The organism is Chlorobium sp. (assembly GCF_021740465.1).
Classification (GTDB): Bacteria; Bacteroidota; Chlorobiia; order Chlorobiales; family Chlorobiaceae; genus Chlorobium.
This window is the reverse complement of the sequence record NZ_JAIOZR010000013.1, coordinates 32,372-47,569: the sequence shown is the minus strand read 5'-3', so window position 1 is coordinate 47,569 and position 15,198 is coordinate 32,372. Positions and strand designations below refer to the sequence as shown.

General features: G+C 57.2%; 13 protein-coding genes and 2 tRNA genes. 7 read left to right on the top strand and 8 right to left on the bottom strand.

Translation table 11 applies throughout. The features are described from left to right. Positions 1 to 15: 15 nt before the first annotated feature. The 6 genes from K9G39_RS07530 to K9G39_RS07505 form a co-directional block, all read right to left on the bottom strand. A tRNA-Pro gene (locus K9G39_RS07530) sits at positions 16 to 88 on the bottom strand. Positions 89 to 106: 18 nt separating this feature from the next. Next, a tRNA-Arg gene (locus tag K9G39_RS07525) sits at positions 107 to 179 on the bottom strand. Positions 180 to 279: 100 nt separating this feature from the next. Continuing rightward, entirely contained in the window at positions 280 to 1,662 is a 1,383-nt protein-coding gene (locus tag K9G39_RS07520; protein WP_292004310.1) for an FAD-dependent oxidoreductase, read from the bottom strand. 51 nt (positions 1,663 to 1,713) lie between these two features. Further along, positions 1,714 to 2,331: a recombination mediator RecR gene (gene recR / locus K9G39_RS07515; protein ID WP_292004309.1), complete on the bottom strand. Its 618-nt coding sequence runs from the start codon at positions 2,329 to 2,331 to the stop codon at positions 1,714 to 1,716. 6 nt (positions 2,332 to 2,337) lie between these two features. Beyond that, complete coding sequence (locus K9G39_RS07510; protein ID WP_292004308.1) at positions 2,338 to 2,673, bottom strand: YbaB/EbfC family nucleoid-associated protein; 336 nt, start codon at positions 2,671 to 2,673, stop codon at positions 2,338 to 2,340. A 42-nt stretch (positions 2,674 to 2,715) separates the two neighbouring features. Continuing rightward, complete coding sequence (locus K9G39_RS07505) at positions 2,716 to 3,696, bottom strand: transketolase family protein (protein WP_292004307.1); 981 nt, start codon at positions 3,694 to 3,696, stop codon at positions 2,716 to 2,718. A gap of 72 nt (positions 3,697 to 3,768) precedes the next feature. Between K9G39_RS07505 and rsmA the strand changes: the two genes are divergently transcribed. From rsmA to meaB, 7 genes are all read left to right on the top strand, one after another. Next, positions 3,769 to 4,563, top strand: coding sequence for a 16S rRNA (adenine(1518)-N(6)/adenine(1519)-N(6))-dimethyltransferase RsmA (gene rsmA / locus K9G39_RS07500; protein WP_292004306.1), 795 nt, complete (start codon positions 3,769 to 3,771; stop codon positions 4,561 to 4,563). Positions 4,564 to 4,771: 208 nt separating this feature from the next. Then, on the top strand, positions 4,772 to 6,694 hold the full coding sequence (locus K9G39_RS07495; protein WP_292004305.1) for a propionyl-CoA synthetase: 1,923 nt from the start codon (positions 4,772 to 4,774) through the stop codon (positions 6,692 to 6,694). Then, positions 6,691 to 7,098: a methylmalonyl-CoA epimerase gene (gene mce, locus K9G39_RS07490; RefSeq protein ID WP_292004304.1), complete on the top strand. Its 408-nt coding sequence runs from the start codon at positions 6,691 to 6,693 to the stop codon at positions 7,096 to 7,098. The genes K9G39_RS07495 and mce overlap by 4 nt, the downstream gene beginning before the upstream one ends. A gap of 28 nt (positions 7,099 to 7,126) precedes the next feature. Next, on the top strand, positions 7,127 to 8,932 hold the full coding sequence (locus K9G39_RS07485; protein ID WP_292004303.1) for a carboxyl transferase domain-containing protein: 1,806 nt from the start codon (positions 7,127 to 7,129) through the stop codon (positions 8,930 to 8,932). Positions 8,933 to 8,945: 13 nt separating this feature from the next. Next, the gene (locus K9G39_RS07480) at positions 8,946 to 10,721 is read left to right on the top strand and encodes a methylmalonyl-CoA mutase family protein (protein WP_292004302.1); all 1,776 of its coding nucleotides are present in this window, start codon (positions 8,946 to 8,948) and stop codon (positions 10,719 to 10,721) included. After that, positions 10,718 to 12,865 (top strand): methylmalonyl-CoA mutase, encoded by a 2,148-nt coding sequence (scpA, locus tag K9G39_RS07475; protein ID WP_292004301.1) that lies wholly within the window; start codon positions 10,718 to 10,720, stop codon positions 12,863 to 12,865. Before K9G39_RS07480 ends, scpA begins: the two co-directional genes overlap by 4 nt. Before the next feature lie 13 nt (positions 12,866 to 12,878). Next, positions 12,879 to 13,883, top strand: coding sequence for a methylmalonyl Co-A mutase-associated GTPase MeaB (meaB, locus tag K9G39_RS07470; RefSeq protein WP_292004300.1), 1,005 nt, complete (start codon positions 12,879 to 12,881; stop codon positions 13,881 to 13,883). Between the two features lie 69 nt (positions 13,884 to 13,952). Here meaB and K9G39_RS07465 read toward each other — a convergent pair whose 3' ends face one another. Together K9G39_RS07465 and K9G39_RS07460 are read right to left on the bottom strand one after the other, a co-directional pair. Then, positions 13,953 to 14,411, bottom strand: coding sequence for a universal stress protein (locus K9G39_RS07465; protein WP_292004299.1), 459 nt, complete (start codon positions 14,409 to 14,411; stop codon positions 13,953 to 13,955). Between the two features lie 12 nt (positions 14,412 to 14,423). Next, positions 14,424 to 15,194, bottom strand: a complete 771-nt coding sequence (locus tag K9G39_RS07460) for a slipin family protein (RefSeq protein ID WP_292004298.1) — start codon at positions 15,192 to 15,194, stop codon at positions 14,424 to 14,426. Positions 15,195 to 15,198 lie beyond the last annotated feature (4 nt).

Sequence of the window (15,198 nt, the reverse complement as noted above, 5' to 3'; positions counted from 1 at the left end):
GTAACCGCCTTCAAGTCGGGGTGGCGGGACTCGAACCCACGACCTCTGCGTCCCGAACGCAGCACTCTACCATCTGAGCCACACCCCGAAAAAACCGTTTATCCAGTGCCCTTGGACAGATTCGAACTGCCGACCTTTAGTTCCGGAAACTACTGCTCTATCCACTGAGCTACAAGGGCTTGCCTGATCAATCCTGTCGATTGCTTCTGGACTTTTAAGATACGCAATAGAATATTTTAAAGGAACAATTATTTTATTTTTTTGCCGGAAGATGACCGGTCACTCCCTCGCCCCTGCCTTGAGGATGCCGTCGACGGCAAGATTTGCACTCATGACCGCGCCCCCCATGGAATCGTAATACAACTGACGGGAAAAACCGCCGGCAAGAAACAGGTTGCGCACCGGCGTGCACTGCGTGGGACGATACTGCTCCATGTTGGGCAGCGGTGCGTAGACCGAGTGCGGTATCTTGACGAGTGTGGACTTCAGCACCTTTGCCCTGTGCGTTTCTGCCGGATAGCAGGCTCGTACGCTGAGGTCGACCTGACGGATAATCTCCTCCCTGGAGAGCTTCATCAGTTCACGGGCGGGAGCCACACAGAATTCGAAGCGTGTTTTTCCGCTGAACGGTTCCCCCCGAAGCGTCCGGTACTCGGGTGTCGTGCGGGCAAGGTTTGCGTAAACCGGTATGATGCCGTCCGGACTGAACAGGACGTTGTCGTCCGAAGCTATTTCGCGGTCGTACCAGATCTGCACGGAGATGACCGGCACACCCTCGAGATTTGAAAGGCCCCCGAAAAATCGGTCGCGGGACTTGAGACCGGGAGGAAGTATCCTGTTGAGATCGTGGATAGGCAGGGCCGAAAGGTAGTAATCGGCCGTAAGGATCTCGCCGTTGCGAAGCTGCACGCCCCTGATCTCGCCGCCGTCGAAAAGCAGTTCGTCGACCGCCGTTTTGTTCCTGAAAACCGCGCCACGCGAAGCCGAATAGTCGAGAAGCGGCTGATGCAGATACTCCTGGGGCGCTCCCTTCAGAAATCCCATGCAGGAAGAGCCGGGTATACGGTAGAACGTTTCGGTTACATCGAGAATGATTTTTGCTGAAATCTCTTCCGGCGGAATGAATTTCAGGGCAAGAGCCATGGGTCTGAACATCTTGTCCATGAGCCTGCTGCCGAATTTTTTCTGTTCGGCCCATTCGGCAAAGGTGAGATGATCCTGGGTGGGCGGATAGTCCGCCTGTTTCAGGGCAAGAGGAATCAGGGATCGGGAAAAAAAAGCCATCTCCCCGAAGGTGAAATAGCCGTTCTTCACAATGGCCGGAAGCAGGTGCAGCGGGCTGGGCATATCCCAGGTATTGAAGGTGAAGCGCTTTCCGCCTTCGAGGGTATAGGTAAGCTGATGCTCTTTCCAGAGAACCGCATGATAGGTTTTTATCTCCTTCATCAGGTCGTAGAGCACATCGTAGGCCCCGAAGAAACAGTGGGTGCCCGATTCGACCCAGTCGCCCTCATCATCCTTCCACGAGGAGACTTTTCCCCCGTATATCTCTCTTTTTTCAAGAACCCTGACCTGGAACCCCCTGTCGGTCAGACGTTTTGCCGCCGTCAGGCCTGCAAGACCGCCGCCGAGAATCAAAACCGATTTTTTTTCTGTACTCATGGTCTGAAATGAAACTTCTCTTATGCCGTCACCGGAAAATCCAGGGGGGCGCTACACCGCAGAGCGTCCCTCCATTGCCCGTGAAAGCGTTGCTTCGTCAATAAACTCGAGCTCCGCGCCAACCGGAATGCCCCGGGCAATCCTGGTGACACAGATACCGTAAGGCTTGAGCAATCTGCTTATGTAGAGAGAGGTTGTCTCGCCCTCGACCGTGGGATTCAGGGCAAGCACAACCTCTTTGACCGGAACCGGTTGATGCTTTTCTCCGAGACGGGAAAGCAGTTCGTGAATCCGGATATCGTCAGGACCGATACCGTCAAGAGGTGATATGACGCCGTGCAGGACGTGATACTGACCTTTGTAATGGCCGGTTTTTTCAAAAGCCAGCACATCGGAGGGAGACTCGACAATGCAGATAACCGAACGATCGCGTCCGGTACTGCGACAGATATAGCAGGGATCGGCGTCGCGGTCGGTCACGTTCTGGCAGACCGAACAGCGGACAACCTTTTCCTTCACATCCAGAAGCGCACCCGAAAGTCTCCGGGCATACTCCGGGGGCTCATGCAGCATGTGCATGGTCAGGCGCTGGGCGGTTTTGCGGCCTATACCCGGCAGTTTAGCGAACTCTTCTATCAGGGTTTCAATAGCCGCCGAAGTATAACGCATGGAAAGCTATTTACCGAGGTTCAGATTTTTCAGGATGTCGGCAGGATTGATCATGCCTCCGGCAGCTTTGGATATCTCCTCCTGCGCAAGTACTGCCGCCGCATCGAGAGCGGTGTTGACGGCCGCGATGACGAGATCCTGCACCATCTCCACATCGTCGAGAATTTCAGGATCGATCCGCAGTGAAAGCAGTTTCTGTTTGCCGCTCACGCTCACCTTCACCATGCCGCCTCCGGATTCTCCCTGGGCGACAAGCTTTTCAAGCTGATTCTGCACATCCTGCATTTTCTCGCCGGCTTTCTGAATCTGCTTCATCATATCCCCCAAATTCGGCATACTCATCGTTCGATTCTCCTTACAGGGTTACGGTTAGTGTCGTCACGGCTACTTTCTGCGCAGGGCCAGATAGATTTTCTCGAGAATATCGGCCGTCGTCAGCTTGTACTTTTCAAGCAGTTCGTCAGGTTTTCCCGATTCGCCGAACTGGTCTTCGACACCAACCATTTCGATGGGCACGGGAATGTTGCGTGCACAGACACCGGCAACGGCATCGCCAAGTCCGTTGTAAATCTGATGTTCCTCTGCGGTTACGATGGCCCCGGTATCGTTCGCGGCCCGAACGATGGCAAGCGTATCGACAGGTTTGATGGTATGCATGTTGATCACCCTGACGCCGACGCCCTCCCTTTCGAGAATGCGGGCGGCCTCGAGAGCTTTCCAGACCATGATGCCGCAAGCGATGACGGTAACATCGGTTCCGGGATGCAGTTCTATGGATTTACCGATCTCGAACCCATCTTCGTCGATCGTAAAATCAGGCACATTCGGCCTTCCGAAGCGGAAATACAAGGGCCCCTGATGCCTGGCGATCGCTCTGGTTGCCCGTTTGGTTTCGCTGTAATCGCAGGGAACGACCACCGTCATCCTCGGCAGCCCGCGCATGAGACCGATATCCTCGAGAATCTGGTGGGTGGCGCCGTCTTCGCCGAGCGTAAGCCCTGCATGCGAAGCGCAGATTTTGACGTTGAGGTTCGAATAGCAGACCGACTGGCGAATCTGGTCGTACACCCTGCCGGTGGCAAACACGGCAAAGCTTGCCGCAAAAGGAATTTTATCTGTTGTGGCAAGTCCTGCCGCCATGGAAATCATGTTGGCCTCTGCAATACCGGTCTGGAAAAAACGGTCGGGAAAAGCATCACGGAACTGATTCATGTTCAGAGAGCCGGTCAGATCGGCACACAGCCCAACTACGGCACTGTTTTCACGACCGATCTCCAGCAGAGCTTCACCAAATCCTGTACGGGTAGCCTTGTTCCCCCGCGAAACATATGCTGCGGCTTCGGCGCTGATGTTATTTTCTCCCATTAATTCCAGAATAACTTAAATTAAAAAAAGTAGTTCCGCCCGGCCTCGGTCAACAGGAAAATCCCGGACACCATGACAAAAGTCGAATATAAGCATACAGAAATAGCGGTAAAAAAACAATTAGGGCAAAACTTTCTCACCGACCGGAACATCACGAAAAAAATAGTCAGGCTTTCCGGTGCGGAGCCGGATGAGAGCATCCTTGAAATCGGCCCGGGGTTCGGCGCCCTGACCAGAGAGATCGCCGACATCAGCCCTTCGTTCACGGTAGTGGAAAAAGACCCGAAACTTGCAGCCTTCATCCGTGCCGAGTACCCGCAACTGCAGGTGATCGAAGCCGATTTCCTCAAAACAGATATCGAAGCCGTGGCCGCCGGCAAAAAGCTGCGGATTCTTGGCAACATCCCCTACTCCATCACCAGCCCGATCCTTTTCAAGCTGCTTGAAAACCGGCACTGTTTCAGCACGGCGACCCTCATGATGCAGCATGAGGTGGCCATGCGCATTGTCGCCGCTCCGTCCACCAAGGATTACGGCATCCTGGCCGTCCAGCTGCAGGCCTTCTTCGAGGTATCCTACGGCTTCAAGGTAGGACGCAAGGTCTTCAGGCCCCAGCCGGGAGTGGACAGCGCGGTCATCACCATGAAACCGAAAGACGGGGTACCGGTCAGCGATCCCCGGGGCTTCGGCCGTTTCGTGCGCTGCGCATTCCGCCAGCGTCGAAAAACCCTTCTGAACAACCTGAAGGAGAGCTACAATCTCGAAGCCGTTCTGCCTGAAACCCTCAAACTCCGGGCCGAGGCGCTTTCGGTCGAGGAGTTCTTCGAACTGTTCAGTGCGGTGAACCTTAAACCGGCAGAACCCTGACGCGGCGTTCACGATGCTGTGGTACAACAATTGTTGATTGGCCGTAACTGTATTTTTTCTTAACATGAAGGTTACCGGCTTAAGCCGCAACTACAATCATCGGGATTCCGCTCGAACACTATTCCGCCGGTCTCTTTCTGTTCCTTGCTGTTTGATTTTTTCCTGCGTTATATCAACATCCTAAGATTTTCAAAGGGGGGTTATCTGTATGTCGCAATCCTACAACACCGTCTTTCAGCAATCGATCGAGCAGCCGGAGGAGTTCTGGGGCGCAGCTGCCGCTGAGCTTCACTGGTACAAAAAATGGGATTCCGTCCTGGATTCCGGCAACCCGCCCTTCTATCGCTGGTTTACCGGCGGCATGACCAACACCTGCTACAACGCTCTTGACCGTCATGTGGACGAGGGCAGGGGAAACCAGCTGGCGGTAATCTATGACAGCCCGGTTACCGGCACCAAGGAGCGCTATACCTACCGGGAGTTCCGCGACATCGTCGCCCTTTTCGCCGGCGCCCTGCAATCGAGAGGCGTACGGAAGGGCGACCGGGTGATCATCTACATGCCCATGATACCCGAAGCGGTGGTCGCCATGCTGGCCTGCGCGAGAATCGGAGCCATCCACTCGGTGGTGTTCGGCGGCTTCGCATCCCACGAGCTTGCCGTAAGGATCGACGACTGCAAGCCGAAGGTTATCATATCGGCATCCTGCGGCATCGAGCACGGCAGGGTTGTCGATTACAAGCGGCTGCTTGACTTCGCCATCGAACTCGCCCACTTCAAGCCTGAAATCTGCATCATCAAGCAGCGCGATCAGCTTAAAGCAGAACTGAACGAAGATCGCGACCTCACCTGGAAACAGTCGCTGCTCGGCGCAGAGCCGGCACAGTGCGTTCCCGTGGAGTCGAGCGACCCGCTCTATATCCTCTATACATCGGGCACTACCGGCCAGCCCAAAGGCATTGTGCGCGACAACGGCGGCCACATGGTGGCCATGAAGTGGTCGATGGAAAACGTCTACAACGTCAAGCCGGGAGAGGTGTACTGGGCCGCCAGCGACGTGGGGTGGGTGGTAGGCCACTCCTACATTGTGTATGCACCGCTGCTTCACGGGTGCACCACGCTCATCTTCGAAGGCAAACCTGTCGGTACTCCCGATCCGGGAACATTCTGGCGGATCGTAAACGAGTACAGCGTCGCCGTGCTCTTTACCGCTCCGACCGCGTTCCGGGCCATCAAAAAAGAGGACCCGAAGGGCATGTATATGAAAAAATACGATCTTTCCAGCCTGCGAACGCTCTTTCTTGCCGGTGAACGCGCCGATCCCGATACGGTGAAATGGGCCGAGCAAATGCTGCAGGTTCCGGTAATCGACCACTGGTGGCAGACCGAAACCGGCTGGGCCATCGCCGCGAACTGCCAGGGTATCGAGCCAGGGCCCATCAAGTACGGTTCCGCTTCGAGGGCTGTTCCGGGCTACGACGTGCAGGTGATCAACCAGGAGATGGAACAGCTTCCCAGGGGACAGATGGGCGATATCGCCATAAAGCTTCCCCTTCCTCCCGGAACCATGCTGACCCTGTGGAAAGCCGACGTCCGGTTTGTGGAGAGCTATATGACGAGCTTTCCCGGATACTACCAGACAAGCGACGCGGGTTATATCGATGAAGACGGCTATATTCACATCATGTCGCGCACCGACGACATCATCAATGTTGCCGGTCACCGTCTTTCAACCGGAGCTATCGAGGCCGCGCTGTGCGAGCACCCCGATGTTGCCGAAAGTGCCGTTATCGGCGTCCACGACGATCTCAAGGGACAGGTGCCGCTTGGCTTCCTGGTGCTGAAAGCCAATGTCGATACCCCGGAAACCCAGATCGTCAGGCATGTGATCGAATACGTGCGGGAGAACATCGGACCGGTCGCTTCGTTCAAGAACGCCGTCATCGTCGAACGGCTGCCGAAAACCCGGTCGGGCAAGATCCTTCGCGGCACCATGCGTAAAATCGCCAACAGCGAGGAGTACCCCATGCCGGCCACCATTGACGATCCGGCAATTCTCGACGAAATCAGGGAGGCTCTGCAGACCATCGGGTATGCCGTGAACAGCCGCTCCATAACCAGGGAAACATGATCAGAAAAATCGACCATATCGCCATCGCCGTCCAGAATCTCGAAAGCGCACTCGAAACGTTCCGTAACGTTCTCGGGTGCGATGCCGGAGCCATCACCATCGAGGAGGTACCCTCCGAAAAGGTGCGGGTTGCGTTCATCCCGGTCGGGGAGACAAAAATCGAACTGCTCCAGCCGCTCGGCGACGACAGCCCCATTTCGAAGTTCCTTCTGAAAAACGGTGACGGCATGCACCATATCGCCCTCGAGACCGACGATATCGAGGCGGAAACGGAGCGCGCCCGCTCGCTGAACCTCAGCACGCTGGGCGCTCCGAAAGATGGGGCCGGAGGGAAGCGCATTGTTTTTCTGCACCCGAAAGAGACCAACCGGGTACTGATTGAATTCACCGAGAAACATTTCTGAACGGGAGATAACCCTTTAGCTGCAATCTGTGGAACATTTTTATCTGCCTTTTGAAAAAAGAGAGGGGTTCAGCTATTCGCATGAAGCTGTCGAGGCCCTCAGCGAATATGAAAAATATCAGCTCTCTTTTCATCCTGAACGCCCCAAGTACCTCGATTACCTTGCCGTTTTCATTGAGCCTGAAGAGTGCCTTTCGAGCGATGAGCCCGGCAGCTGCGTAATCCAGACGCACCGGGCGGCCATCCGCTCCGGCGAAGAGAGCGTTCCGGTCATGCTGATCGGACAGCAGTCCGGGCCTACATCGGATTTCGGTCTCTTGAAAAAGCTCATGAAGGACCCCCTGAGTTCCGGCCGCTGGAACCACGGCATGCCTACGCCGGGGGCTTTCCGGAAAGCCCTGGAAGCCATAAGGCTTGCCGAAGAGGAGAAGCGTATCATCATCACCGTTATCGACACCGCCGGCGCCGACCCGACGGAAGAATCGGAAGCCGGTGGCATTGCGTGGAATATCGGACGGTGCATGCAGGCGCTTGCCGAATCGAAGGTGCCGACTCTTTCGGTAATCATCAACCGGGGATGCAGCGGTGGAGCCATCGCCCTGACCGGCTGCGACGGGGTGCTCGCCATGGAGTACGCCACCTATATGGTCATCTCTCCGGAGGCCTGCAGTTCGATTCTCTTCCATACCCGGCACAAGGCCGGCCTTGCGGCGGAGATTTCCCAGATTACCGCAAAGGAAGGGCTGAAGAACGGTATCGTCGATGAACTGATCATCGAACCGGAAGGCCCTGCCCACCGTTTCAGGGAAGCCGCGATGAAATCCTTCAGAGGCTCCGTGGCAGGATGGATTGAAAAGCTTCGCGCCATCCCCCCCGATATGGTTTTCGAAACCAGAATGCGGCGCTGGGAAAAAATCGGCAACTGGCAGACGATCGGCGAAGAGGAGATTCTCGCTTTTGAAAAACCTGTCTCCTGCTTCATACCGAAACCTGAAAAAAGTCTTTTCGTTGCACGCCATAAACAGTGCATGGACAGTGAAGGCAAAAAAATCCACGACCCGGTGCTCTACTCGAAGCTGCTCGCCGACAACTTCGTCTGCAGCACCTGCGGGCATCGCTACACGCGCCTGACGGCTCACGACTACATCGACCTGGTGCTCGATCACGATTCGTTCCGCGAACACCCTGAAACCCGTCATATCGCCGACCTCGACATTCTGGACTTTCCGGGCTACCGGCAAAAAATAGAAGAGGCGCGCCACAAGACCGGAGCGGTATCGTCCTTCATTACCGGAGACGGCACCATCGAGGGAGAGGCAGTTGTGTTCTGCGCCACCAATTTCAATTTTCTGGGGGGCTCGTTCTGCATGTCGACCGGCGAAAAAATCTGGCAGGCCGCAAAAATTGCCATTGCCGGCAAAAAGCCGCTCATCATCCAGGCCTCGGGCGGAGGGGCGAGAATGCACGAAGGGTGCTCCTCCATGGCAAGTCTCCCGAAACTCCATGTGGCCTTGTCGAGCGTCGAAAAAGCGGGACTGCCGGTTATCACCATCGTCACCGACCCGACGCTGGGCGGCGTGGCTATCGGCTTCGCTTCGAGAGGGTTGAGGATTTTCGAGCATAACGCCGGCAATATCGGGTTTTCAGGCAAGCGGGTCATCGAACAGTACACCGGAAAGCCTACATCAAAAGAGTTCCAGACCACCTCATGGCTTCTGCAAAAGGGATTTGCCCGGCATACCTCCCTCCCCGGAAACATGAAGCATGACATTGCCGTCCTGCTCAGGCAGCCAAAGGAGAAGAACAGCCCGGTTCCCCCGGAAACGTTTTCATAGCACCAAAATTTCAATGATACCATACTCTGACAAACCGCTATTTCAGGAGTTTCCGCCTGTCGGCTGGAGCGAATGGAAAGCACAGGCCTCTGTGGATCTCCGCCAGACTCCCTTCGAACGAATCAGGTGGACCACCCCTGACGGATTCACCCTCGAGCCCTGGTACGCGCCAGGCAATTCGGTGACGCTGCCGGGCATACCCGAGCCGGAACCCGCAAACATCTGGCGGAACTGCCGGCGAATCGCCGTTTCGGACATCCATCAGGCAAACCGTACTGCCCTTGAGAGCTTTTCGCAGGACGTGACCGCACTGGAGTTCTCCTTCACCGATCCGGGCCTCTGTACCGGAAAAAACATCGCCCTGCTCCTGCGGGGAATCACTGTTCCTGCCGTCGCGATCTACTTTTCCGGCCTTATCGACGACCCCCTGCTGCTCATGGAAACCCTTGCCGCAATGCCTGAATTCAGCGGCAATACCGGAGGCATCCTTGCCGCGCCCGCCCAGGTGCCGGAAGGTCAAGAGCAGGCTTTCTGCAAGGCCGCCCGCTCCATGCCCGAGTTTCGCTTTCTTGCGGTCGATACCCTGCCGTGGCACACCCGGGGCGCCACAGCCTCCCAGGAGATCGCCCTTGCGCTTGCCGCTGCAAGCGATACCATCCACCGCTTTACGGAGGCCGGCATCGAGGCTGACCGTGTGGTTGCCGGCATGGAAATCATTATGGCCGCGGGATCGAGCCACTTCACCGAACTCGCCAAGCCGAGAGCGCTCAGAGCTCTCTTGCCCGCCCTTCTGAAAGCCTGGGGAGCACGGGAAAACACCATGCCCCGGCTCTTCGCAAGAACATCCACCCTGAACCGCTCGACGCTCGACCCGTTCACCAATATCCTGCGCCAGACGACCGAAGCGGTTTCGGCGGTTCTCGGAGGCTACCGTACCCTGCAGATAGATCCGTTCGACAACGGCCTTTCCGTTCCGGAAAACACGGCCGAACGTATTTCGGGCAACATTCACCTCATCCTCAGGGAGGAGTCCTTCCTGAACCGGGTTGCCGACCCGGCCGCAGGATCGCACTACATCGAAACCCTCGGCGCCGAACTGGCAAGGGCAGCATGGAGCTTTTTCCTTGAAATAGAAGCCGCGGGCGGCCTTGCGGCCGCCATTAAAAGCGGCGAGGCAGAGCGGGCCATAGCCGTGAGCGGCGCGGCGCGCAAAAAAAACCTGGACAACCGCAAGAAAACCCTGATCGGGGTGAACCGGTATCCCTGGCCTCTCACTCCGGTTCAGGAACGGAACATCGACGAACTGCTGCAGGCCCTGGAAGCGGAGCCTCCCGGCAGCCACACGGCGGCGTTCGAACGCCTGCGCCTGAAAGCCGAAAGACACCGCAGCCTCACGGGCCGGGTACCCTCCGTCTTTATCGGGCTTTCGGGAGACCCGGCCATCAGTTTCCGTCAGGCGGCGTTTGCCGAAGACTTTTTCCGGTGCGGAGGCTTCGACATAGCGGGCACCGCCATGCTTGAAGGCGGAGAGGATGCCTGCGAGACGGCGCTCCGTGAGAGTCCTGCAATCGTGGTGCTCTGCATTGCCGAAAAAGATCCGGTACCGTCGGCAGAGGCCCTCTGCCAGGCCCTTGCGGAACGGCACCCCTCGCTCATAACGGTTTTTGCCGGCAAACCGCCCGAGAACCCGGAAAAACTCCTGCAAGCGGGACTCGACAGCTTCATCCATACCGGCGTCGACGTCCTCGCCATGCTGCAATCGTACCACACCAAAACCGGAATACAATGAGACCGGACTTTTCAGTCATCGATATTTTCTCTCCCTCTGCAGCGCCAACACCCTCTGCAGGGCAACCCGTGCCGGAAAAGTGGACAACCGCCGAAGGTATCGGCATCCGCCCGCGCTACAGGGCAATCGACACCGAAGCATACCTCCACCGGCACTTCGCGCCAGGATTTCCGCCCTACACGGGCGGTCCATATACCACGATGTACACCTCGAGACCGTGGACCATCCGCCAGTATGCGGGTTTTTCGACCGCCGAGGAGTCGAACGCATTTTACCGGAAAAACCTTGCCGCCGGCCAGAAAGGACTCTCGGTGGCCTTCGACCTTCCCACTCACCGCGGCTACGATTCCGACCATGAACGGGTAGTCGGGGACGTCGGCAAGGCAGGCGTTGCCGTCGATTCGGTAGAGGATATGAAAATCCTTTTCGATTGCATTCCGCTCGACGATATCTCGGTTTCCATGACCATGAACGGCGCGGTACTTCCGGTCATGGCGTTCTATATCGTGGCTGCCGAGGAACAGGGCGTTCCGGCCGAAAAACTGGGCGGCACCATCCAGAACGACATTCTCAAGGAGTTCATGGTACGCAACACCTATATCTACCCGCCCGAACCCTCGATGCGCATTATCGGCGACATTTTCCGCTACACCAGCGCCAACATGCCGAAATTCAACTCGATAAGCATTTCCGGCTACCACATGCAGGAGGCGGGAGCCACCGCCGATCTCGAACTTGCCTACACGCTGGCCGACGGGCTCGAATACATCCGCACCGGCCTCAAGGCGGGGCTCGACATCGACGCCTTCGCCCCACGGCTCTCCTTCTTCTGGGCGGTCGGCATGAACTATTTCATGGAAATCGCCAAACTGCGCGCGGCAAGGATGCTCTGGGCGAAAATCGTCGGCGGCTTCAACCCTAAAAGTCCGAAATCCCTGATGCTGCGCTCGCACTGCCAGACCTCCGGCTGGAGCCTCACCGAACAGGACCCGTTCAACAACATCACGCGCACCTGCGTCGAGGCGCTTGCGGCGGCACTCGGCCATACCCAGTCGCTGCATACCAACGCACTCGACGAGGCTATAGCTCTCCCCTCGCAATTCTCCGCGCGCATAGCCCGCAACACGCAGCTGTACCTGCAGGAAGAGACCGATATCACCCGGAGCATCGACCCCTGGGCCGGCTCGCACTACGTCGAATCCCTCACCGGAGAACTTGCCGCGAAAGCCTGGAAGATCATCACGGAAATAGAGGAGGCCGGTGGAATGGTCAAGGCTATCGAGCAGGGCATCCCGAAACTCCGCATCGAAGAGGCGGCCACCCGCAAACAGGCCCGCATCGACAGCGGCGAGGATATCATTATCGGAGTGAACGGCTATACCACCAGCAGCCGTACCGATATCGAACTCCTCGAGGTTGACAACACCCTGGTGCTGCACCAGCAGATGCAGCGCCTTTCGGAAATCCGGGCCCGGCGCAACGGCGATGAAGCCGCGGCGGCTCTGGCGGCAATCGAAAAGTGTGCAGCAGGAGAAACGGGCAATCTGCTCGAACTGGCCGTCGATGCCGCGCGCAAAAGGGCGACCCTCGGTGAAATCTCATCCGCCTGCGAGAAGGTGTTCGGACGATACCGTTCATCGATCAGGCTCAACACCAACGTCTACCGCTCACAGATGCAGCACAACAGGCTATTTCAGGAGGCGCAGGAGCTTGCCGACCGCTTCGCTTCGCTCGAAGGGCGCAGGCCGAGAATCATGGTGGCCAAGGTCGGTCAGGATGGCCACGACCGCGGTGCAAAGGTGATAGCTGCGGGATTTGCCGATATCGGCTTCGATGTGGATATCAGCCCGCTTTTCCAGACCCCTGAAGAGGTTGTCGGGCAGGCGCTCGACAACGACGTGCACCTGATCGGCATATCGAGCCTTGCCGCCGGACATAAAACCCTGATTCCGAAAATCATCGCGGCACTCAGGGAGGCGCATCGCGACGACATTCTCGTCATTGCCGGAGGCATCATTCCCGAACGCGACCATGCGTTCCTCTACGAACAGGGGGTGGCCGGCATTTTCGGACCCGGAACGGTGATCACCGAGGCGGCAATACGCATTCTCGGCCTGCTGCTCGCAAAATTTGAACATGAGTAGCACCCCGAGAGCCATGCAAAAATACGTTAAACCCCGCGAACCCGGAGTTGACGAGATGGTCAGGGGTATTCTCGCTGGAGAGCGGCACATGCTGAGCCGTGCCATAACCCTCGTCGAATCGACAAAACCGGAACATGAAAAGAGAGCGCACGAGATCCTCGACCGCTGCCTGGCCGAAAGAAAAGAGACCGTCCGGATCGGCATAACCGGATCCCCGGGCGCCGGAAAAAGCACCTTTATCGAAGCGTTGGGCGAAATGGTCATCAGCGAAGGCCATCGGCTTGCCGTGCTGGCCATCGATCCGAGCAGCAGCCGCTCCAGAGGAAGCATACTCGGCGACAAGGCCCGCATGGAAAAACTCGCCGGAAAAAGCGAGGCGTTCATCCGGCCAACCGCCTCTTCCGGCCATCTTGGGGGAACGTCGCCGAAAACCCATGAGGCTATCGTACTGTGCGAAGCCGCGGGTTTCGACGTCATTATCGTGGAGACCGTCGGGGTTGGCCAGTCGGAAATAATGATCGACAGTATGGTGGACTTCATTCTGCTGCTCATGCTTCCCGGATCGGGAGACGAACTGCAGGGGATCAAGCGCGGCATCATGGAGATAGCCGATGCCATAGCCATCACGAAAGCCGACGGACGGCAGGCCGATCTGGCCAATGTATCGAGAGCCGATTTTGCGGCCGCGCTCGGCATGCTGCCGCCAAGGCACCCCTTCCACGAGCGCAGGACCTTTCTCACTTCGGCGCTCTCCGGCACCGGCATAAGCGACGTATGGCGGGAAATTCGCGATACCGTTGCGCTCATGCGCAATAACAACGTCCTGCAGGCCCGCCGGCAGGAACAGCTCGGGCAACTGCTCCGCACGGTACTCGACGGCATGCTCAAAGCCCGTTTTTTCAGCGATCCCTCCGTTCAGGCGCTGCAGCCCGGAATAGAGGAGCTGGTGCGTTCAGGAAACCTCAGCCCCTTCAGCGGCGCCAAAACCCTGCTCGATGCGTTTCACCCCAAACCCTGACGCCCGGGCCCACCAGGGAGCGGCATACCGCCAACCGGGCCAGGCGATCTGAAGCGCGCAAGAGATTTGTTACTGCTCCTCGATGAACTCCTTTTCTGCACTCTTGACAATCAGCACCGGGCAGTCGGCCTTGCGCACCACGGTTTCGGCCACACTGCCCATGATGAGGCGGCTGAGCCCCTTTTTGCCGTGCGAACCCATGATAACGAGGTTCACGTCGAGTTCGGCGGCTTTTTCAAGAATCACGTCGGCGGGATTGCCGATCTCAACCGAGCTTTCGACGTTCAGCCCCTCGCCGAGCAGTTCGTTTTTCAGGGCATCGAGGTCCTCCTCCGCAGCTTTTTCGAGATCCTCCTCAAGCGGGATATAGTTCAGGGAGAGATCGACGGCCATGGGCCTGGGCTCGACGACATTGAGCAGAAACATCGAGGCGCCCATGCTGACGGCGAATTCATGCGCATAACGCACGGCCTTGCGGGATGCATCTGAAAAGTCGATCGGGCAGAGAATGGTTCGAATCTTGAACATTGCTGTATGGGTTTAGGATTCCTTTGACGAAGACGAAGCCCCCTTTTCCACGAACGGCCGGAGAAGGTCTATCGGTACCGGGAAAAGAATGGTGGAATTGTTTTCTCCGGCGATATCCTGCAGGGTCTGCAGATAACGCAGCTGCAGCGCGCCTGGAGTGGCGGAAATGATAGCCGCCGCTTCGGCAAGGCGCTGCGAAGCCTGGAACTCCCCTTCGGCATTGATAATCTTCGAACGGCGCTCCCGCTCGGCCTCGGCCTGCTTGGCCATCGCCCTGCGCATCTCTTCGGGGAGATCGATCTCCTTCACTTCGACCTTGCCCACCTTGACGCCCCACGGAGAGGTATCCTTGTCGAGAATGGTCTGGATCCGCTCATTGATCTCGTCCCGCTCCGAAAGAAGATTATCCATTTCACCCTGGCCGCAGACGCTTCGCAGGGTCGTCTGTGCAAGCTGGGATGTCGCAAAATGAAAATCCTCGACATCGATGATCGATTTGACGGGATCGAGAACCCTGAAATAGACCACCGCACTGACCTTCACGGAGACGTTATCCCTTGTGATGATGTCCTGGGGAGGCACATCGAGCGTCACGGTACGCAGATCGACGCGCACCATCTTGTCGAGTCCCGGTATAAGGATAATGATGCCGGGCCCCTTCGGGCCGAGAAGCCTTCCGAGTCGAAACACGACAGCCCGCTCGTACTCGCGAATAATCTTTACCGACGAGCCGAGAAAAACCGCAAGAAGAATAATGATTGTAAGAATATTCATGGTCAGCATATCG

Coding starts and splice junctions, on each gene's coding strand:
- K9G39_RS07510 (WP_292004308.1), bottom strand. CDS start 2,673: ATGAGTATGCCGAATTTGGGGGATATGATGAAGCAGATTCAGAAAGCC.
- K9G39_RS07505 (WP_292004307.1), bottom strand. CDS start 3,696: ATGGGAGAAAATAACATCAGCGCCGAAGCCGCAGCATATGTTTCGCGG.
- K9G39_RS07460 (WP_292004298.1), bottom strand. CDS start 15,194: ATGCTGACCATGAATATTCTTACAATCATTATTCTTCTTGCGGTTTTT.
- meaB (WP_292004300.1), top strand. CDS start 12,879: ATGCAAAAATACGTTAAACCCCGCGAACCCGGAGTTGACGAGATGGTC.
- K9G39_RS07465 (WP_292004299.1), bottom strand. CDS start 14,411: ATGTTCAAGATTCGAACCATTCTCTGCCCGATCGACTTTTCAGATGCA.
- K9G39_RS07480 (WP_292004302.1), top strand. CDS start 8,946: ATGATACCATACTCTGACAAACCGCTATTTCAGGAGTTTCCGCCTGTC.
- K9G39_RS07520 (WP_292004310.1), bottom strand. CDS start 1,662: ATGAGTACAGAAAAAAAATCGGTTTTGATTCTCGGCGGCGGTCTTGCA.
- mce (WP_292004304.1), top strand. CDS start 6,691: ATGATCAGAAAAATCGACCATATCGCCATCGCCGTCCAGAATCTCGAA.
- K9G39_RS07495 (WP_292004305.1), top strand. CDS start 4,772: ATGTCGCAATCCTACAACACCGTCTTTCAGCAATCGATCGAGCAGCCG.
- recR (WP_292004309.1), bottom strand. CDS start 2,331: ATGCGTTATACTTCGGCGGCTATTGAAACCCTGATAGAAGAGTTCGCT.
- rsmA (WP_292004306.1), top strand. CDS start 3,769: ATGACAAAAGTCGAATATAAGCATACAGAAATAGCGGTAAAAAAACAA.
- scpA (WP_292004301.1), top strand. CDS start 10,718: ATGAGACCGGACTTTTCAGTCATCGATATTTTCTCTCCCTCTGCAGCG.